The sequence below is a fragment of the Pseudomonas sp. B414 genome, assembly GCF_055408445.1.
Window position 1 is genome coordinate 72,466 of sequence record NZ_JBUZTQ010000009.1, and the last position, 19,555, is coordinate 92,020.

Here is a 19,555-nt window from a genome sequence, read left to right on the forward strand (position 1 = left end):
TTAAGCCTGAATACCGGTGATTTTGATCTCGGTGTACCACTGGCGGTGGCCCATACGCTTCATGTGGTGCTTACGACGACGGAACTTGATGATGCGGACTTTATCGTGACGACCTTGGGAGATCACTTCAGCCACAACAGTAGCGCCCGGTACAACTGGAGCGCCGATGTTAACGTCGTCGCCATTGGCGACCAACAGAACGCGATCAAAAGTTACGGATTCGCCGGTAGCGATTTCCAGTTTTTCGATCTTCAGGTATTCACCTGGAGCTACTTTGTATTGCTTGCCACCAGTAACGATTACTGCGTACGACATGGTATTTCTCCGATAATCCTGCTCACCCAGCGCTTTATAGGTAAAGGTATTGGCTGGCATGGCTGCATGGGGCTGGAACGGCCCAGATGCAATTGCGTAAGGCAGGTGCTGCCCAGGAAGTTCAGGGTGCGCGATTGTACGCAAGGCACGCCGGGCTTGCAAGGGGCCGTCCATCCGCCTTGACAGGCCCTGCCCCCCGACCTAGCATGCCGCGCAACCCTTCTGGAGCACCTGTCGCTGATGCAACCCCAAGCTTTCTACCGCGCGGTGGCGGACGATTTTAGCGCCGTCGATGGCATCATCAAGAAGCAGCTGACTTCACGCGTACCGCTGGTCTCAAAAATCGGCGACTACATTACTTCGGCCGGTGGCAAGCGCCTGCGTCCTTTATTAGTGTTGCTGTGTGGCAAGGCCCTGGGTCGCGAAGGCGATGACTTGCGCCTGCTGGCCGCAACCATTGAGTTCCTGCACACCGCCACCCTGCTGCACGACGACGTGGTCGACATGTCGGGCATGCGCCGTGGCCGCAAGACCGCCAACGCCACGTGGGGCAACGCCCCCAGCGTACTGGTCGGTGACTTCCTGTACTCGCGCTCCTTCGAGATGATGGTTGAGCTTGGCTCGATGCCAGTGATGAAAATCCTGTCGCAAGCCACCCGCATCATTGCCGAAGGCGAAGTGTTGCAGTTGTCCAAAGTGCGCGACGCCAGCACCACCGAAGAAACCTATATGGAAGTCATCCGCGGCAAGACTGCGATGCTTTTCGAGGCTTCGACCCACAGTGCCGCGGCACTGGCCGGTGCCACAGCAGAACAGAGTGAAGCGCTGCGTACCTTTGGCGATCACCTGGGCGTAGCTTTCCAACTGGTGGACGACCTGCTCGACTACCGTGGCGACGCAGAAACCCTGGGCAAGAACGTCGGTGACGATCTGGCCGAAGGCAAGCCGACCCTGCCGCTGATCTACACCATGCGCGAAGGCACGCCTGAACAGGCGGCCCTGGTGCGCAAGGCGATCCAGAAAGGCGGCATTGAGGACCTGGAGAGCATTCGCGAAGCCGTTGAGGCCTCAGGCTCGCTGGAGTACACCGCGCAACTGGCCCGCGACTACGTGGCCCGCGCCATTGTTTGCCTTGAAGCCCTGCCGCCAAGCGAATACCGCGACGCGCTGGTTGAGCTGAGCGAATTTGCGGTAGCGCGTACGCACTGATCCAGCATTTACCTGAATACCTGTGGGAGCGGGCTTGCTCGCGATAAGATCGACACGATTTCATTGATAAACCGTGTTGCCTGAATCGCGAGCAAGTCCGCTCCCACAGGTTCGTTATACAACCGTACTTCCCCGCCCCCGGCTAAAACCCTATACAATGCGTGCCTTTTAGCCATCCTGACTCTTAAGGAGCTTTGAGTGAGCACGTTGCCACCCTGCCCAAAATGCAATTCCGAATACACCTACGAAGACGGCGCCCAGCTGATCTGCCCGGAATGCGCCCATGAGTGGTCCGCCAATGGCGTGGCTGAAGAAGCCAGCGATGAAAAGGTCTACAAGGACTCCGCAGGCACTGTGCTGACCGACGGCGACACCATCACCGTGATCAAGGACCTGAAAATCAAGGGTACTTCCCTGGTGGTCAAAGTGGGCACCAAGGTCAAGAACATCCGCCTGTGCGACGGCGACCACGATATCGACTGCAAGATCGACGGCATCGGCCCGATGAAACTCAAGTCCGAGTTCGTGCGTAAAGTCTGATTCTGCTGCATGCCTTCCTGCGCCCTGCGCAGGGAGGTGCTACACCCTCCCACCCTACGCAATATCAAAAAGCCAGCAACTTTGATCCGCAGCAGTTCTAGCGCAGAAAGATCAAAAATCCGCCAATAGGCACTTGCTATTAATTGAATAAGAATTATTCTCATTGGTATTCATCAAGGAGATGACGACCATGACTTATTTAATTGATGCCTGGCTGGACCGTCCACACCCTTACCTGCGAATCCTGCATCGGGAAACCGGGGAAGTCTGTGCGGTACTGGAAGAAGAAGCGCTAAACGAGCTACAGGATCAGGGCGACCTGGATTTCAACGGCCTCAATTCCAGCGAGCCGGTGGTGCTCAAGGAGTTGGTGCGCAATCTGTTTCTGTTCTGCTATGCCCGGGCATTGCGCCCTTGCGGCACCACTGACACTCACCCGCACCACGCCAAGATACAGATATGACGGCGCCGGTGTAGCTGCGGGTTTGCCAGCAAACCCGCAGCCAACGTCAACTCCTGGGGTTCTTACAGAACGTCCAGCAGCTCAACGTCGAATACCAGCACGCTGTGCGGAGCAATGCTGCCAACGCCTTGTGCGCCGTAAGCCAGTTCGCTCGGCACGTAGATGCGCCATTTGCTGCCGGCGTTCATCAGTTGCAGGGCTTCAGTCCAGCCGGCAATCACGCCACCAACCGGGAATTCAGCTGGCTGACCACGATCGTAGGAGCTGTCGAACACAGTGCCGTCGATCAGGGTGCCGTGGTAGTGAACACGTACGGTGTCTTCACGGGATGGCTTGGCGCCTTCACCTGCGGTCACCACTTCAAATTGCAGGCCGGAAGCCAGAGTGGTGATGCCGTCTTTCTTGGCGTTTTCAGCCAGGAAAGCCTTGCCTTCGCCTGCCGCAGCTTCTGCCTTGGCAGCTGCTTCAGCTTGCATGATCTCGCGGATCACCTTGAAGCTTGCCGACATTTCTTCCTGACCTACACGGCTTTCCTTGCCCGCGTAAGCGTCAGTCAGGCCAGCCAGGATAGCGTCCAGGCTGATGCCCGGTGGCGGGTTGTCGCGCAGTTGGTCGCCCAGCTGACGGCCAATGCCGTAGCTAACGCGGGTTTCGTCGGTCGACAGATTTACTTCGGACATAACACTGCTCCGCTGTGGGGGGTGCCCGCAAAAGCCGCGCTAACCGTGGCTGGCGAACACCCCGAACCAAAAAAGGGCCAGCAGACTACCACAGCCCCCAAAGCCTTCGCAGCCCGGGTTGGTGCGCAACCTGCGGCCAGCCCTCAATGCTTGGTCAATTTGTCCAGGTAGCCCATGGCAAACGCCGAGATTACAAAGGTCATATGAATGATCACGTACCACATCAGGTACTCGGTCTCGATATTGCGAGCATCCATAAACACCCGCAGCAGATGGATCGAGGAGATCGCCACGATCGATGCCGCGACTTTCATCTTCAGCGAGGTGGAATCCATGGTGCCCAGCCAGCTGAGCTTCTCTTTGTGCTCGTCGATATCCAGTTGCGAGACAAAGTTTTCGTAGCCGGAGATCATCACCATCACCAGCAAACCGCCGACCAGCGCCATGTCGATCAGCGACAGGATGACCAGGATCAAGTCCGACTCACTTAGCGCGAATACGTTGGGGATTACGTGAAACACTTCCTGAAAGAACTTCAACGCCAAAGCCAGCAGGCCCAGCGAAAGTCCGAAGTAAATTGGCGCCAAAATCCAGCGCGAGGCGTACATTGCATTTTCGATAAAGCGTTCCATTGAATCTCACAGGACGTAACAAAATGGGCGCGAGTATATCAGTGAGAAAAGCACCGTGTTAAAGGGCTAGAAACAGCCTGTAAAAACATTTTCTGCTAGTGTCCACTCCCTCAGCATCGTTTACGGACAGGAAAACCGAACCATGGATCTGCGATTCCCCTTGGCTTGTTTTGGGTTTTCGATAACGTTGCTCGCCATCGGCGGCTGCTCTCCTGACGACGAACACCAGCAGGCCAGCCTGGAAAAGCGCAGCGCAGCGTTTGAGCAAAGCCTGGACAGCATCAAGGACCAGCAGCTCAAAGATGCAATCGCCGACCTCGGCGGCTCTTTGCTACTACTCGAACGCGCGCGCCTCAAATTGCAGGACAAACCCGTCGAGACCGAATACGGCACTGACGACCTCGCGCAGCTCAAGCACTACCCCAGCAGCCAGGCGCTGACCGATACCTATATCAACGGCCTGTTTGTACTGCGTAAAAACTCCAGTTCCGATTACCTCACGGACCTGGAGCCGGTGTTCCCGTTCCCGCTCAACAGCACCTCCGAATTCCCGTTCCCCCATGCGTTGGAATGGCAGTCCGTGACCCTGAGCAACAAGCAGGAGGTGCCCTTTGCGCCGGAATGGTCCGAGATCGATCCCGGCATCCAGCTCAGCCCTTCAAGCGCCAACCTGAGCAACCCGGACGACCTGACCGTCACTTACCCCTATATCGACGGGATTGAAACCGCCAATAGCCAACAACCCCAACCTGTGACCCTGCACGGCAAAGTCGAAGTGATAGCGCCGGGCAACGTGGTCAATTTCAACTTGAACGCCAAGGATGTAGGCAAAACCCGTACCGACGGTACGATCAGTGTGACCCTGCTGGCACTGGGCAAAAACTTTGCCGAGGTGGATATCGTCAACAGCGCCCCACTGGCCGAGCAAGTGCGTGACACCCCGCTCAATCCGCTGATCATCCAGGCCCGCGACGCTACCGGCCAGTTCCTCACACGCTCAGGTTCGATCAACGAAAATGCCGAGCAACTGGCCTTTTATCAGCAGCAACTGGCCGAAATGCTCAAGCAAACCGCCTGGAGCGACGCTTTCGAGCAGCAACTCGATAGCGAACAAAAGGCCTTCGACCAGCAACATCCTCACCACTACAGCAAGGTGTACTTCAACGGCAGCGTGGAAAGTGTCGACATCAACGTACTCGATTTCTCCACCGCCAATGTCACCCGCAAAACCCTCGATCTGCCGGTGCGTACGCTCGACAAAAACGTGGTGGGCACACAAATCCAGCCCCTGCCGCTCAACGTCGTGGTCTATGACGATCAGGCCGCCAGCTATCTGAAAGACGCCACCCTGGCTCCCGAGCAGCTGGAAAAGAGCGTAGTCATCAGTCAGTCAGTGGACGATGCCAGCGCCGCGTCTCTGGAATTCAGCCACCCTGCTACTTTCAACGACGAAATGCTCGGTGCACTCCCTGACAAGTCAGATGCGCCGGTGACCTTCTTTGCCGAAGACGAAAAGGGCAATCGCAGCGAGCCGCTGGAACTGCCTGCCGAAGCCTTCGATGTGGACCCGCACACGGGCGTTATCACCTACGACCTGAACCTGTTCCCCGAAACACCAGCGTATGCGGTTGGCTCAATGCCATTGTTTGTTGCCGACATTGACAAGAAAGTGCTGGATATCGCCCACCTGCCCAAAGGCCTGGAGGTCAAGGGCAATGCCCTGATCGTTGATCAAAAACTGTTCCCGGCCGAGGCCTGGCGCTTTTATGCCAAGGACGACACCGGCAACTATCTAAAGGAAGTGCTTTCGGTAAGCCACAGTGCACAGCCGGATGGCCCGCCAGTGTTCGACGTTGTTTACTTTTATGGCCAGCCAACCCAGCTGGAAAGCTATGCCCGCACCGATCTGAGCCCTGTCGAGTACGGATTTGAAGTCAAACTGGACAAGGCCCCGGAGGCCAGCACACCTCAATAAGCCCGTAGCCTAACGGGAGGCGTGACAACGCCCGCCATTGATCTGACGCAACTGGGCCTGCACATGCAGGCACCAGATCTGCGGATCATTGGCGACTTCATAGCCATGCAGCGTCAGGCTTTCAACGATTGATTCAAGGATGGTTTCGGCCACGAACGGGCCGGGAAATGGGCCTTGCGCCTTGATTGTGGAGGGTTGTTCGCCTGCCAGACCGGCAGCGAAGAGCAGCGTCCACATACCGTTATTGCCTGCCAGCGGTCGAATGCTGCATTCAATACGGGTCACCAGGCCCAAGCATTGGCGAGTAAGGCAAAGGTTGCGCGACATGACGGCTACCCTCGGTAGAGCCTGTCTTCAGCCGCAGACTACGGGCTGCATCGTTCCAGTGACGACAGTGGAGTCCATGCCATCAGAATAGAAGAAATAACACATAAGAAAAGTCGCCAATGACCAACGGCCTGATCCGTTGGCGACTTTGTTTTTGTGGGAAGCACAGGCCAATTGACTAGCAGGCCCCTTGTGGGAGCTGGCTTGCCTGCGATGCAAACAACTCGGTCTGTCTGGCAAACCGAGGCGATACCATCGCGGGCAAGCCCGCTCCCACAGTTGACTCAGCAACAGTCAAGCCGGTTTTTTGGCCGCCAGCGCCTCAGCCAGCAACTCCTTTTCGGCTTCCTTGAGCTCGTCGTCGTTGATCATTTCCGCAATCACCCGCAACCGTTCAACCACGCGAGCGTTCACGCTGCCTTCAGGGAACTGGCCTTCTGCATCCGGTTCACCGGCAGGCTCACCCACCAGCAAACTCAATGCCTCATCGGCCTGGCGTACTGCATAGACGTGGAACTTGCCATCACGCACCGCCTGCAGCACCTTCTCGTCCAGCATCAAGGTTGCCACGTTGGCCTGCGGGATAATCGCGCCCTGCTCGCCTGTCAAACCACGCGCTTCGCAGAGTCGGAAGAAGCCTTCAATTTTCTCGTTGACCCCGCCCACCGCCTGCACTTCACCAAACTGGTTGATCGAGCCGGTAATGGCAAAACACTGCTTGAGCGGCGTTTTCGATAGCGCCGAGATCAGCGTGCAAGCCTCACCCAGCGACGCACTGTCACCATCTACGTAACCGTAGGATTGCTCCAGCGCGATGCTGGCCGAAATCGCCAACGGGAATTCCTGAGCATAACGGCTGCCCAGGTACCCGGTCAGAATCATCACGCCCTTGGAGTGAATCGGCTGACCAAGGTTAACTTCACGCTCGATATCGACAATACCGCTACCACCCGGGTACACCGTGGCGGAAATCCGCGCCGGTACACCAAAGGCCGAGTCGCCCACTTCCAGCACGGTCAGGCCATTGCACTTGCCTACAGCTGCACCATCGGTATCGATCAGAATGATCCCCGCCAGCATGTCATCCAGGATTCGTGCTGAAACACGCCCGGTGCGGGTGGCCTTGGCCTTGAGGGCACGCTCGATATGCCCGGCGTCGGTCATTTCATCACCTGCCAGGTGGCGAATGAAATCCGCCTCGCTGACCAGTTGGAAGAGGTCGCCAATACGCGCCGACAACCGCTCCTGATGCTCGGCCAGACGTGCACTGTAGGTCGCCAGGCGCGCCACCGCATCGGCGGTCAGCGGCGCCATGCCTTCTTCCGAAGTACGGGTGGTGAGCAATTGAGCAAACTGCTCAAGGCTCTCGTCGACCATAGGGATGTCTTCATCGAAGTCCACCAGCACCCGGAACATCTCCTGGAAGTCCGGATCCAGGTCCTGCAGGGTGTAATACAGCTGGCGGGCACCAATGATGACTACCTTGACCTGCAAGGGAATGACTTGCGGGTTGAGGGTGACGGTCGCCAGGCGGCCCATCTCGCCCAGCGGCGATTCCATTTTCAGCTTGCGCGATTGCAGGGCGCGCTTGAGCGCATCCCATACAAACGGCTCGCTGAGCATCTTCTCGGCTTCAAGAATCAAGAAGCCGCCATTCGCGCGGTGCAAGGCACCCGGGCGCAGTTGACGATAGTTGGTGTACAACGCGCCCTGGTCGGTGCTGTATTCAATACGGCCGAACAGGTTGTCGTAAGTCGGATGCGGCTCGAACACCACCGGTGCACCGCCGCTCAGCGGCTGGCCCACTACCAGGCTGGGCAGGTATTGCTCTTCGAGCAGCTTGCGCGCCTGAGCGTCGGACTTGCTGTCGTCGACCAACTGCTCGACCACGGTTTTCAGCAAGTAAACCTGCATCGCCTGCAAATAGCCGCAGACCGCACCGTTTTCGGCGTACTTCTGCGACAGCGGCGACAGCATCGGCTGCAGGGCCAGGGTGATGGTTTCTTCGTTCAACTGGCGAAGATGATTGTTCGACTCACGCTTCCATTGCGGCAGGCTGGCCAGTTCTTCGTTCAGCCGCTCTTCCAGCTCGGAAATATCCTCATGGAAACGCTCGCGCTCGGCTTCAGGCAATTGCGAAAATTCGGCTTCATCCAGCGCCTTGCCATCGCTCATCGGAGTGAATGCCACGTTGCTGCTGTCGCGATACAGCGCCACGCCTTTTTCCAGGGCCAGGCGCTCGATCACATCCAGCGCACGGTCATAACGCTGATTGAAGCCGCGGTCGATCGCGCTTTTGCGCTGTTGATAAGTCGGGTGCTCGAACACTGCCGGGAAGGTCGCCAGCAGATTGTCGATCAGATGGTTGATATCGCCAATAAAGGCGCCAGCGCTGCTCGAAGGCAACTCCAGGGCTCGCGGCTCGCGTGGCTCGTCAAAATTATTGACGTAGACCCAGTCGCTCGGCGACTTCAGGCGCTTGCCTTCGGCCTTGAGGTAGCGTTTGACGAATGAGAAGCGACCGGTACCCGGTTCGCCCATCACAAAAACGTTGTAACCCGGACGTGGCATGGCCACGCCGAACTGCAAGGCTTCGACCGCACGTTCCTGGCCGAGAATGCCGCGAAAAGGTTCCAGATCATTGGTGTTCGAGAAGCTGAACTGTTCAGCAGAAAAAGGACGGGTTAGCGCATCAGGCGCTAGACGCAAGCTGGTGGCAACAGAATCAGGCATCGGGCTTCCTTACATCGGGCGGGGCAGATGGCAGCATTCTGGCGCTGGCCGCACATCACTGGCAAGGCGTACAACACGGGAAAGCTCGAGCCCCAGTGTTTAAGGGGAAAAAATGTGTGCCAACAGAGATTGTTTTACAAAAAGTCACGGAACCTGCCGATCGTGCCTAGACTCCAAGCTGTTACGCGGCTGGAAGGCATAACCGGCTCGTACTGGCGCTTCAGGGCCAGAAACCCTTGTCCATTGGTTGCACACCTATAGAGAACAAAGCTTATGAAACGGATTCTTCTCGGTACTCTCTTTACAGTTGTTTCCCTCAATGCCATGGCCCAGGCACCGGGCGGCCCGAACTGCGGTTGGGGCAACATGCTGTTTGAGGGCCAGCGCGGCACGCCTGCCCACTTCCTGGCATCCACCACCAACGGCACGTCCGGCAACGCCACCTTCGGCATGACCTCCGGCACCAACGGCTGTACCACCAAGGACGCCCTGACCTACGGCGGCAAATCGTGGATTGCCATGAATGGCATGATGAACGAGCTGTCCGAAGACATGGCCAAAGGCAATGGCGAAGCGCTGACCACCTACGCGGTGGTACTGGGCGTCGCCCCTGAAGACCGCGAGCATTTCGCTGCCGTCACCCACGAGCACTTCCAGCAAATCTTCAGCAAGGCCGATGTAACGGCTGAAGATGTCCACAGCAACACCCTGGCCATCCTCAAAGGCGATGCACGCCTGGCTAAATACGCCGCCACTGCTGCGTAGTAAATGAGACCTGCCCGCTCCTCTGGGAGCGGGTATTCTCCTGCTCTACCCCTCTTTGTCTGACAACAGTTGCCGAACATGCTCAAACGCCTTGCCTACCTGGCGCTCTGTGCCTGCGCCCCGCTGTATGCTGCGCCCAACCTCGACAATCAACGTGTGCAGCAGCTGGCCAACGACCCGTTCTGGATCTCCCTGGGCCACTACGAAGCCGGCAAGCTCAGTGGCTGGCGCAGCTATGTCAGCGACGACAAATTCTTTCTTGCCCCTGACGGTGCCCACCACCCGGACGCCGAACTGCGCGCCACCGTCGAGGCGTTGTATGCACCCCTCAACCTTGGGGACAAACACCCGCAGTGCGTGTACCCGGCCCGCACCCGCTGGCTCAAGGCCCAACTGAACCTGACCGACCTGCCCCAGGCCGAATGTGCAGAGTTCAGCAAGTGGTTCAAAGACGTAGCGCCTCATAGCACGGTGATGATTTTCCCGGCGGCCTACCTCAACAGCCCGTCCTCGATGTTCGGCCATACCCTGTTGCGGATCGACCAGGCCGATGTGCAGGACAACAAGACCGCCCTGCTCAGCTACGCGATCAACTTCGGCGCCTATATCGAAGGTTCCGACAACAGCATTCTGTACGCCTGGAAGGGCCTGGCCGGTGGCTACCCCGGCCTGTTCGCGCTGGTGCCCTACCAGGAAAAACTCTCGGAATACCGCAGCCTGGAAAACCGCGATCTGTGGGAATACCGCCTTAATCTGACACCCGAAGAAACCCAACGCATGGTCGAGCATGTGTGGGAACTCAAGCAGATCCAGTTCGACTATTTCTTCTTTGACGAAAACTGCTCGTATCGTCTGCTCGAATTGCTGCAAGTGGCTCGCCCCGGCTTGCAACTGACCGGCCAGTTCCCGCTGACTGCGATCCCCACCGACACCGTAAAAGCGGTCAAGGAAGCCGGGCTGGTAGAAAGCATCGAATACCGCCCGTCCCGAGAGCGTGAGCTGCTGGACCGGGCCAAAGCCCTGGACCCGGAAGAACAGCAATGGGTCTTGCAGGTCAGCGCGGATCAGGCCCAACTGCAAAACCCCAGCTTCAAGGCGCTGCCCAAAGCACGCCAGGCACTGATCATTGACGCGGCCTATCGCCTTGAACGCTACCGCGCCAATGGCCTGGAGCGCGACCCTGCGCGCTCGCAACGCAGCTTTGAACTGCTACGGGCCATCAACCAGAACCCGGCGCCGCAATTGCAGGTCGAGAAACCAGAGTTGCCCGAAAACGGCCACGAGTCGCGCACCTGGCAACTGGGCGCGGGCAGCCGTGACGACAAGGCCTTTGCCGAATACGGCCTGCGCATGGCCTACCACGATCTCAACGACAACGGGCCGGGCTTTCCGCTGGGAGCGCAGATTGAAATCCTGCAACTCAAACTGCGCCAGTACGAAGGCAACAAGTGGCAAGTCCAGCAGCTGGATCTGGCCAATATCCGCTCCCTGACCCCGCGTAATGAGCTGCTGCAACCCTGGTCCTGGCAAGTAGGCGGAGGGCTGGAGCGGGTACTGGGCAAGCATGGCGACGAAAATCTGGTCAGCCATGTCAATGGTGGCGCAGGCGGTACCTGGCAACTGGGTGAAAACGTGCTTGGCTTTGCCCTGGGTACCCTGCGCGTAGAGCACAACAACGACTTCGCCGCCTTTGTGTCACCCGCTGCGGGTTTTAACACCGGGCTTCTCTGGCGTAACCCGGTGGGCAACCTCAGCCTGGAAGCCAAAGGAGACTATTTCACCAACGGTGAAGTACGCCGTAGCCTGAGCCTGAACCAGCAATGGGAAGTTTCGCGAAATCTGGGTGTACGCCTGAGCGCTCAACGTGAGTTCAGTAAACTGAGCACACCAATCAACGAAGTGATGCTGGAATTGAAGTGGTATCACTACTAAGGAGTTTTCAAGACATGGTCGTTAATTGTGATTCCCTTGAGCAGGTGCGCGAGAAAATCGACGGGTTGGACCGGCAGATTGTCGGCTTGATTGCCGAGCGCGGCGCCTATGTATCGCAAGCAGCGCGTTTCAAGAAAGACAGTGATGCGGTCAGGGCACCGCAGCGGGTTGAGCAGGTGATTGGCAAGGTACGGACGTTGGCCGATGAGCTGGGCGCCAACCCGGACGTCACTGAAAGCGTCTACCGCGCCATGATCGCGGCCTTTATCGAACAGGAACTGGCTGAACACAAGACGCTTGCAAAATAGACAGCCCAAATGTGGGAGCGGGCTTGCTCGCGATGGTATCGACGCGGTGTTCCTGCTTTGCCGCGTCGCCTGAATCGCGAGCAAGCCCGCTCCCACAGGATGGGCTTACACCACGCCCTGGGCCAGCATCGCGTCGGCTATCTTGACGAAGCCCGCAATATTCGCGCCTTTTACATAGTTGATCCGGCCATTCTCTTCGCCGTAATGCACGCACGCATGGTGGATCGACTGCATGATGTTGTGCAACTTGCTGTCCACCTCGCCCGCCGTCCACAGCAAGCGCATGGCGTTTTGCGACATTTCCAGCCCACTGACCGCCACGCCACCGGCGTTGGAAGCCTTGCCCGGCGCAAACAGGATACCGGCCTCGATAAACAGGTCGACCGCTTCCAGCGTGGTCGGCATGTTCGCGCCCTCAGCCACGCACACACAGCCATTTTTCAGCAGCGTGCGGGCAGCTTCAGCGTCCAGTTCATTCTGGGTTGCACAAGGCAGTGCGATATCACACGCCAGATTCCACGGATGCTGACCTGCCAGAAACTCCAGACCAAATTGCCCGGCCAGCTCGCTGATACGGCCACGCTTGACATTTTTCAGGTCCATCAGCGCGTCCCACTGCTCGTCGCTCAAACCGGCCTCGCAGTACAGCGTGCCTTCGGAGTCCGACAGCGAGATCACTTTGCCGCCCAAGTCCATGACTTTGCGCGCAGCGTATTGCGCCACGTTGCCCGAACCCGAGATCGCTACGCGTTTGCCATCAATGCGCTGGCCGCTGCGCTTGAGCATTTCCTGGGCGAAGTACACGCAACCGAAACCGGTGGCTTCAGGGCGAATCAGGCTGCCGCCGTAGCTCATGCCCTTGCCGGTCAGCACGGAAGTGAACTGGTTGCTCAGGCGCTTGTACTGGCCAAACAGAAAGCCGATTTCGCGGGCGCCGACACCGATATCACCCGCTGGCACATCAACATCCGAACCGATATGGCGATACAACTCGCTCATAAAGGCCTGGCAGAAACGCATGACTTCAGCGTCGCTCTTGCCCTTGGGGTTGAAGTCCGAGCCACCTTTACCGCCGCCCATAGGCAGCGAGGTCAGGGAGTTCTTGAAGGTTTGTTCAAAGGCCAGGAATTTCAGAACCCCCAGGTTCACCGAAGGGTGGAAACGCAGACCGCCCTTGTATGGGCCAATGGCGCTGTTCATCTGGATCCGGAAGCCGCGGTTGACCCGCACCTTGCCTTCGTCATCGACCCACGAAACGCGGAACACGATCGCACGCTCAGGTTCGCAAATGCGCTCAAGAATGCCTGAAGTCAGATAGTGCGGATTGGCTTCAAGAAACGGCCACAGACTGCGCAGGACTTCTTCCACGGCCTGATGGAATTCAGGCTGGTCCGGGTCACGTTTTTTCAGGCGGGCAAGGAACTGGTCGACGGATTCGATCATGGTTAATTCTCGGCAAATTTATTGTCGTTAAACGGAGATTGACCGGAACTTTATCAATTCATGTGGCACCGCGACAGCGCAAAATGTCGCAGTTCTGAATTTAAATGGTGCATTTATATAAATCGCGCCGATTTTCGGGGCTTTTGCGCACCAAAAAAATACTTCTTGTACCCAGTTTCGCACCAGAAAAAACGCATTCCCTATTCCCTTATGGGAGCGGACTTGCTCGCGATGGCATCACCCCGGTACTTCAGACATACAGCGGCGCCTGAATCGCGAGCAAGCCCGCTCCCACAGGGGAAGTATTATTTTTCGAAAAAAAACGGAGCCCCGAGGGGCTCCGTCCTGTGTAGCAAACCGCCCTTACTGGGCCAGTTTCTTGTGACGCACACGGTGCGGCTGGGTGTCGCCGAGGCGCTTTTTACGGTCAGCTTCGTACTCGGTGTAGTTACCTTCAAAGAAGATCGCTTGCGAGTCGTCTTCGTACGCCAGGATGTGAGTCGCGACGCGGTCAAGGAACCACCGGTCGTGAGAGATCACAATGGCGGCGCCAGGGAAGTCCAGCAGGGCTTCTTCGAGCGAACGCAGGGTCTCAACGTCAAGGTCGTTGGACGGTTCGTCGAGCAGCAGCACGTTGGCGCCCTCTTTCAAGGTCAGGGCCAGGTGCAGGCGACCACGCTCACCACCGGACAGGTCCTTGACGAACTTCTGCTGATCGCCACCTTTAAAGTTGAAACGACCTACATAGGTACGCGACGGGATTTCGTAGTTACCGATACGGATCACATCGGAACCATCAGAAATTGCCTGGAACACAGTCTTGCTGCCGTCCAGGTCGTCACGGCTCTGGTCCACGCAGGCCAGTTGCACGGTGTCACCGACTTCGATGCTGCCCGAGTCCGGCTGTTCTTTGCCCATCAACATGCGGAACAGGGTCGACTTACCGGCACCGTTACCGCCGATCACGCCAACAATGGCGCCTTTAGGCATGGCGAACGACAGGTTGTCGATCAGCACGCGATCGCCGTAACCCTTGGATACGTTCTTGAACTCGATAACCTTGTCACCCAGGCGCGGACCGGCCGGGATGTAGATTTCGTTGGTTTCGCTGCGTTTCTGGAATTCCTGCGATTGCAGTTCTTCGAAACGTTGCAGACGAGCCTTGGACTTGGACTGACGCGCCTTGGCGCCTTTACGCACCCATTCCAGCTCGTCTTTCATGGCTTTTTCATGGGCCGACTGCTGCTTGGATTCGGCAGCCAGACGATCGGACTTGGCTTCCAGCCAACCCGAGTAGTTGCCCTCGTAAGGAATGCCCGCGCCGCGGTCAAGCTCAAGAATCCAGCCTGCCACGTTATCCAGGAAGTAACGGTCGTGCGTAATCGCAACCACGGTACCCGGGAAGTCGTGCAGGAATTGCTCCAGCCAGGCTACCGAGTCGGCATCCAGGTGGTTGGTCGGTTCGTCGAGCAGCAGCATGTCCGGGGCCGACAGCAGCAGGCGGCACAGGGCCACACGGCGCTTCTCACCACCCGACAGGTGCTCGACCTTGGCATCCCAGGCCGGCAAACGCAGCGCATCGGCAGCGACTTCCAGCTGACGCTCAAGGTTATGACCGTCGCCCGCTTGCAGGATGGCTTCGAGTTTGGCCTGCTCAGCTGCCAGCTTGTCGAAGTCGGCATCCGGGTCGGCGTATTCGGCGTAAACCTGATCCAGACGCGCCTGAGCGTCCTTGATCACGCTCACGGCTTCTTCCACCACTTCGCGTACAGTCTTGTTTGGATCCAGCTGTGGTTCCTGCGGCAGGTAACCGATGTTCAGGTCCGGCATCGGACGGGCTTCGCCCTCGAACTCGGTATCAACGCCCGCCATGATCTTCAACAGGGTGGATTTACCCGAACCGTTGAGGCCCAGTACGCCGATTTTGGCGCCAGGGAAAAACGACAGGGAGATATTTTTCAGGATTTCCCGCTTCGGTGGCACAACTTTGCCCAACCGATGCATGGTGAAAACGTATTGAGCCATGGAGAACCTAGGGTCAGTGACGGGTGAATAAGGCGCGAGCTATGCCCGGATCAGGCCATAGCAGAAAGTCAGGGACTGATCGAGATCAATGCCTGCTCGCAGAAAAGCACAAATGTAGACGCCCGAATCTACCTGAATGCGCGAGGCAGGGCAAACCAGTGCAGACCAGAGGGCTGGCACTTTGCCACAACCCAAGGCATGCTAGGCGCCCTCTGGGCGTCTCGAGGGGCCTGGTGCCAGTGCCGCCAAATCGCAGGATCACAAGTTGCCCAATGTCACCGCGCCCACTATCGTCAAAGTGTCCAACCCATTACTGGGGTCGCCTGTGCGCGGAACGCTAAAAAGTGCCTTGGCAGCGCTGGTTCTGCTGCTACTGGCGATGCTGTTCTGGTTGTTGATTGAACAATTTCGCGAAACGCTCCAGCAAGAGCGCCAGACCAGCATCAATTACAGCGCCGACCTGGCCGACCACATCGGCCTGAGCATGGCCCTGCGGGCCGAAACAGCCCTCAACCTGCTGCCCGTAGAAGAGTCGCCGAAAAACCTGAGCCAGCAACAGGCCCTGGTCAAGCAACTGCGCCAGTCCCTGCCCTCGCTGCAGAGCCTGGCCATGCTCAGCCCTGGTGGCCAGGTATTGCTCGACAGCAATGGCACCAGCCCCGACGCCGCCTTCCTGACTGACTGGGTCAAGAACAACCCCGCACGCAACCGCACCGACGGCTATTTCTTCAGCAACAATGCAGACGCCAGCATCATCTATATGTTGCTGCGCCAGCCCAGCGGTGCCAACGATGGTTACTGGCTGATGCGCATGAGCCCGGACCTGCTGCAAAATCTGACCCATCAAAACGCCAGCAGCCAGCGCCCGCAATGGCTGGTGGAAAACAGCCAGACCCGCAAAGTGCTCAGCCGAACGGACAAGAACATCACCCCGGCCAGCACCCTGAGCCCGGCCGATGAAGAAGACACCGTACTGCTGACCGCCATCAACCACAGCGACTGGCAACTGCGCGGCCTGTTCAATGAACAGCAGGCGGTCGAGCGACTGTTGCCCGGTTTGATCGGCAAATGCCTGCTTGGCCTGCTGTTTTCGTTGCTGCCCATCATTGCGCTGCTGAACATGCGCCGCCGCCAACGCCAGCTGCATGAAGGGCGCCGGCGCTATCACGATATTTTTGAAAGCACCGGCGTGGCCCTGTGCGTGCTCGATCTGGCCAGTTTGCCGGGGTTTCTTGAGCGCGAAAAATTACGCGACAAAGACGCCCTCAATCTATGGCTAAGCAATTACCCCGAGCACCGTCGACAGTTGCTTGAGCAATTGCGCATCACCGAAGTGAACCAGATGGCGATGCAACTGCTTGAGGTCCAATCCGGTGAAGACGCCTGGCGCAAACTGATCGACGGTTGCCCACAAACAAGTTCGGCCATTGGCTATCAGCTAGTCGAAGCCCTGCTGGATCAACAGCAGCAGCTGGAAATGGAAATAAAGCTGACCGATGCCAACGGTCGCGATCAGCATCTATGGCTGGTACTGCGTCTGCCCGTGGACCCGCAGGATTACCACGCGGTCATCCTCAGCCTCAGCGATATCACCAGCCGCAAGCTGATCGAGCTGTCGCTGCAAGAACGCGAGAGCTTTTGGTCAGATGTGGTGCGCACCGTCCCTGACCACCTTTATGTACAGAATGTGATCAGCCAGCGGATCATTTTCAGCAACCATCACCTCGGCCAGACCCTGGGCTACAGCGCCATCGAGCTGCAGGAAATGGGCGCCTACTTCTGGGAATTACTGCTGCACCCCGAAGACGCCGAGCGTTATCACCACTTGCGCACACAGCAACGTGAAGACGGCTACAAGCAACTGATGCAATGCCAGCTGCGGTTTCGCCATCAGCGCGGCAGCTGGCGACGCTTTGATATTCGCGAACAGGCCTTCGCCCGCGACACCGGCGATCAGGTCACACGTATTGTCGGGGTGGCCAAGGACATCACAGACCAGATTGAAGCCAGCGAATCCTTGCGCGACAGCGAGCAGCGCTACCGGATGCTGGCCGAAAGCATCAGCGATGTGATTTTCTCCACCGACAGCAAGCTGCGCATGAACTACCTCAGCCCCTCCATACAGACCGTACTGGGCTACGAGGCGCAGTGGGTATTCAACAACGGTTGGCAATCGATCATCGCCACCCCGCAACAGCTCGAAGGCATCTACAGCCTGATCGAGCGCATCCGTGGGGCGCTGGATAAACCCAAACAGCTGTCGGCCCTGCGTGCCCAGGTACAAACCCAGGTCTACCTGCTCGACTGCCTGCGCGCTGACGGGCATAAGGTGCCCATTGAGCTGCGCCTGGTGCTGGTGTGGGATGAAAACGATGGCTTTGAAGGCATACTCGGTGTTGGCCGTGATATCAGTCAGCAGCGCCGCGCCGAAAAAGACCTGCGCATGGCCGCCACGGTATTCGAACACTCCACCTCGGCCATTCTGATTACCGATCCCGCAGGCTATATCGTACAAGCCAACGAAGCCTTTACCCGGGTTAGCGGTTACGCCGTCGCACAGGTGCTCGACCAATTACCGAGCATGCTGACCGTCGATGCCCAGCAGCGCGCGCACTTGACCTATGTACTCAAGCAACTGCATGTACACGGTACCTGGGAAGGTGAAGTCTGGCTCAAGCGCCTTAACGGCGAACACTACCCGGCGTGGGTCGGCATCACCGCGGTGCTCGATGACGAGGGCGACCTGGCCAGCTATGTGTGCTTCTTCAGCGACATCAGTGAGCGCAAGGCCAGCGAACAGCGGATTCACCGCCTGGCTTATTACGACGCCCTGACCCACCTGCCCAACCGCACCCTGTTTCAGGACCGTCTGCACACCGCGCTGCAACAGGCCGAGCGCAACAGGTCGTGGGTGGTACTGATGTTCCTCGACCTTGACCGTTTCAAACCGATCAACGACTCCCTGGGCCACGCCGCAGGCGACCGCATGCTCAAGGACATGGCCATCCGCCTGCTGGCCTGCGTCGGCGACGACGATACCGTGGCGCGCATGGGCGGCGACGAGTTCACCCTCCTCCTGCAACCGCGCACCACCCGTCAACAGGCCCTCAACCGGGCCATCAGCGTGGCCGAGCAAATTCTCGCCAGCCTGGTAAAACCTTTTGTACTCGAAAGTCGTGAATTTTTCGTTACAGCCAGTATTGGTATAGCCCTGAGCCCGCAAGACGGCAACGAACTCAGCCAACTGATGAAAAACGCCGACACCGCCATGTACCACGCCAAAGAGCGCGGCAAAAACAACTTCCAGTTCTATCAGGCGGACATGAACGCCAGCGCCCTGGAGCGCCTTGAACTCGAAAGTGACCTGCGCCACGCTTTGGAACAGCGAGAATTCATTCTTTATTACCAGCCGCAATTCAGCGGCGACGGCAAGCGCCTGACCGGAGTCGAGGCGCTGCTGCGCTGGAACCATTCAAGGCGCGGTCTGGTGCCACCCGGCGACTTTATTCCGGTACTCGAAGAACTGGGGCTGGTGGTGGAAGTGGGCGACTGGGTGCTGGCCGAGGCCTGCCGTCAGCTCAAGGTCTGGCACCAGGCCAAAGTGCGCGTGCCCAAAGTCTCGGTGAATATCTCGGCGCGCCAGTTTTCCGATGGCCAACTGGGTACGCGCATCGCCACTATCCTCAAGCAAACCGGCCTGCCCCCTGCCTGCCTTGAGCTTGAACTGACCGAAAGTATCCTGATGCGCGAAGTCAGCGAAGCCCTGCATATTCTCGCCAGCCTGAAAAACCTCGGTCTGAGCATTGCTGTGGATGACTTTGGCACCGGCTATTCGTCGCTCAACTACCTCAAGCAATTCCCCATCGACGTATTGAAAATCGACCGCACCTTTGTCGACGGCCTGCCCTCAGGCGAGCAAGACGCGCAGATTGCCCGGGCTATTATTGCCATGGCCCACAGCCTCAACCTGGCGGTGATTGCCGAGGGCGTGGAGACCCACGAGCAACTGGACTTCTTGCGCGAGCACGGCTGCGACGAGGTGCAAGGCTACCTGTTCGGGCGGCCGATGCCGGCTCATCTGCTTGTGAAACAACTACAAGCGGCAAGTGATGGGCTGCAAGCTTGAAGCATGCATCTGGTCACCGTGAATCGCATTCATATGCCAGATAAAACCCATTGAGTTAGAATGCCCTCCTTTTCTGCCCCCG

The 19,555-nt window shown here is 58.1% G+C and carries 15 protein-coding genes; 8 read left to right on the forward strand and 7 right to left on the reverse strand.

Features of this window, described 5'->3' with window-relative positions; translation table 11 throughout:
- Window positions 1-315 carry a 50S ribosomal protein L21 gene (rplU, locus tag ACZRMH_RS10395; RefSeq protein WP_007901869.1) on the reverse strand — a complete coding sequence of 105 codons (315 nt, stop codon included), beginning with the start codon at window positions 313-315 and terminating at the stop codon, window positions 1-3.
- A gap of 240 nt (window positions 316-555) precedes the next feature.
- Here rplU and ACZRMH_RS10400 point away from each other — a divergent pair, with 240 nt between their 5' ends.
- The 3 genes from ACZRMH_RS10400 to ACZRMH_RS10410 all read left to right on the forward strand — a co-directional run bounded on the left by ACZRMH_RS10400 (window position 556) and on the right by ACZRMH_RS10410 (window position 2,527).
- On the forward strand, window positions 556-1,524 hold the full coding sequence (locus tag ACZRMH_RS10400; RefSeq protein ID WP_464013366.1) for a polyprenyl synthetase family protein: 969 nt from the start codon (window positions 556-558) through the stop codon (window positions 1,522-1,524).
- Window positions 1,525-1,722: 198 nt separating this feature from the next.
- Window positions 1,723-2,064 (forward strand): zinc ribbon domain-containing protein YjdM, encoded by a 342-nt coding sequence (locus tag ACZRMH_RS10405; RefSeq protein ID WP_016779415.1) that lies wholly within the window; start codon window positions 1,723-1,725, stop codon window positions 2,062-2,064.
- A gap of 190 nt (window positions 2,065-2,254) precedes the next feature.
- Window positions 2,255-2,527, forward strand: coding sequence for a PA4570 family protein (locus tag ACZRMH_RS10410; RefSeq protein ID WP_464013367.1), 273 nt, complete (start codon window positions 2,255-2,257; stop codon window positions 2,525-2,527).
- A 62-nt stretch (window positions 2,528-2,589) separates the two neighbouring features.
- Here the strand turns inward: ACZRMH_RS10410 and ACZRMH_RS10415 are convergent, their stop codons facing one another.
- Together ACZRMH_RS10415 and ACZRMH_RS10420 are read right to left on the reverse strand one after the other, a co-directional pair.
- Window positions 2,590-3,207 (reverse strand): FKBP-type peptidyl-prolyl cis-trans isomerase, encoded by a 618-nt coding sequence (locus ACZRMH_RS10415; RefSeq protein ID WP_016779413.1) that lies wholly within the window; start codon window positions 3,205-3,207, stop codon window positions 2,590-2,592.
- A gap of 143 nt (window positions 3,208-3,350) precedes the next feature.
- A complete protein-coding gene (locus ACZRMH_RS10420) occupies window positions 3,351-3,839 on the reverse strand; it encodes a TIGR00645 family protein (protein ID WP_464013368.1) in 489 nt (162 codons plus the stop codon).
- Between the two features lie 142 nt (window positions 3,840-3,981).
- Between ACZRMH_RS10420 and ACZRMH_RS10425 the strand changes: the two genes are divergently transcribed.
- Window positions 3,982-5,814 carry a hypothetical protein gene (locus ACZRMH_RS10425; protein ID WP_464013369.1) on the forward strand — a complete coding sequence of 611 codons (1,833 nt, stop codon included), beginning with the start codon at window positions 3,982-3,984 and terminating at the stop codon, window positions 5,812-5,814.
- A 9-nt stretch (window positions 5,815-5,823) separates the two neighbouring features.
- Here the strand turns inward: ACZRMH_RS10425 and ACZRMH_RS10430 are convergent, their stop codons facing one another.
- Both ACZRMH_RS10430 and ACZRMH_RS10435 read right to left on the reverse strand, forming a co-directional pair.
- Window positions 5,824-6,141: a PA4575 family protein gene (locus tag ACZRMH_RS10430; protein ID WP_464013370.1), complete on the reverse strand. Its 318-nt coding sequence runs from the start codon at window positions 6,139-6,141 to the stop codon at window positions 5,824-5,826.
- 294 nt (window positions 6,142-6,435) lie between these two features.
- Window positions 6,436-8,874 carry a Lon protease family protein gene (locus ACZRMH_RS10435; RefSeq protein WP_464013371.1) on the reverse strand — a complete coding sequence of 813 codons (2,439 nt, stop codon included), beginning with the start codon at window positions 8,872-8,874 and terminating at the stop codon, window positions 6,436-6,438.
- A gap of 273 nt (window positions 8,875-9,147) precedes the next feature.
- Between ACZRMH_RS10435 and ACZRMH_RS10440 the strand changes: the two genes are divergently transcribed.
- From ACZRMH_RS10440 to ACZRMH_RS10450, 3 genes are all read left to right on the forward strand, one after another.
- Complete coding sequence (locus ACZRMH_RS10440) at window positions 9,148-9,639, forward strand: DUF3015 domain-containing protein (protein ID WP_464013372.1); 492 nt, start codon at window positions 9,148-9,150, stop codon at window positions 9,637-9,639.
- Between the two features lie 78 nt (window positions 9,640-9,717).
- Window positions 9,718-11,571 (forward strand): Lnb N-terminal periplasmic domain-containing protein, encoded by a 1,854-nt coding sequence (locus ACZRMH_RS10445; protein WP_464013373.1) that lies wholly within the window; start codon window positions 9,718-9,720, stop codon window positions 11,569-11,571.
- 14 nt (window positions 11,572-11,585) lie between these two features.
- The gene (locus ACZRMH_RS10450) at window positions 11,586-11,879 is read left to right on the forward strand and encodes a chorismate mutase (RefSeq protein WP_095018382.1); all 294 of its coding nucleotides are present in this window, start codon (window positions 11,586-11,588) and stop codon (window positions 11,877-11,879) included.
- 105 nt (window positions 11,880-11,984) lie between these two features.
- On the opposite strand, the gene gdhA is transcribed toward ACZRMH_RS10450, so the two are convergent.
- The gene (gene gdhA / locus ACZRMH_RS10455; protein WP_464013374.1) at window positions 11,985-13,322 is read right to left on the reverse strand and encodes an NADP-specific glutamate dehydrogenase; all 1,338 of its coding nucleotides are present in this window, start codon (window positions 13,320-13,322) and stop codon (window positions 11,985-11,987) included.
- 363 nt (window positions 13,323-13,685) lie between these two features.
- On the reverse strand, window positions 13,686-15,347 hold the full coding sequence (gene ettA, locus ACZRMH_RS10460) for an energy-dependent translational throttle protein EttA (protein ID WP_464013375.1): 1,662 nt from the start codon (window positions 15,345-15,347) through the stop codon (window positions 13,686-13,688).
- A 265-nt stretch (window positions 15,348-15,612) separates the two neighbouring features.
- Here ettA and ACZRMH_RS10465 point away from each other — a divergent pair, with 265 nt between their 5' ends.
- Window positions 15,613-19,473 (forward strand): sensor domain-containing protein, encoded by a 3,861-nt coding sequence (locus ACZRMH_RS10465; protein ID WP_464013376.1) that lies wholly within the window; start codon window positions 15,613-15,615, stop codon window positions 19,471-19,473.
- Window positions 19,474-19,555: the final 82 nt, after the last annotated feature.

Bases quoted from the DNA above. Each gene is read 5' to 3' on its own strand.
- ACZRMH_RS10440 (WP_464013372.1), top strand. From the start codon at position 9,148: ATGAAACGGATTCTTCTCGGTACTCTCTTTACAGTTGTTTCCCTCAAT.
- gdhA (WP_464013374.1), bottom strand. From the start codon at position 13,322: ATGATCGAATCCGTCGACCAGTTCCTTGCCCGCCTGAAAAAACGTGAC.
- ACZRMH_RS10415 (WP_016779413.1), bottom strand. From the start codon at position 3,207: ATGTCCGAAGTAAATCTGTCGACCGACGAAACCCGCGTTAGCTACGGC.
- rplU (WP_007901869.1), bottom strand. From the start codon at position 315: ATGTCGTACGCAGTAATCGTTACTGGTGGCAAGCAATACAAAGTAGCT.
- ACZRMH_RS10450 (WP_095018382.1), top strand. From the start codon at position 11,586: ATGGTCGTTAATTGTGATTCCCTTGAGCAGGTGCGCGAGAAAATCGAC.
- ettA (WP_464013375.1), bottom strand. From the start codon at position 15,347: ATGGCTCAATACGTTTTCACCATGCATCGGTTGGGCAAAGTTGTGCCA.
- ACZRMH_RS10430 (WP_464013370.1), bottom strand. From the start codon at position 6,141: ATGTCGCGCAACCTTTGCCTTACTCGCCAATGCTTGGGCCTGGTGACC.
- ACZRMH_RS10400 (WP_464013366.1), top strand. From the start codon at position 556: ATGCAACCCCAAGCTTTCTACCGCGCGGTGGCGGACGATTTTAGCGCC.
- ACZRMH_RS10410 (WP_464013367.1), top strand. From the start codon at position 2,255: ATGACTTATTTAATTGATGCCTGGCTGGACCGTCCACACCCTTACCTG.
- ACZRMH_RS10425 (WP_464013369.1), top strand. From the start codon at position 3,982: ATGGATCTGCGATTCCCCTTGGCTTGTTTTGGGTTTTCGATAACGTTG.
- ACZRMH_RS10435 (WP_464013371.1), bottom strand. From the start codon at position 8,874: ATGCCTGATTCTGTTGCCACCAGCTTGCGTCTAGCGCCTGATGCGCTA.
- ACZRMH_RS10445 (WP_464013373.1), top strand. From the start codon at position 9,718: ATGCTCAAACGCCTTGCCTACCTGGCGCTCTGTGCCTGCGCCCCGCTG.
- ACZRMH_RS10420 (WP_464013368.1), bottom strand. From the start codon at position 3,839: ATGGAACGCTTTATCGAAAATGCAATGTACGCCTCGCGCTGGATTTTG.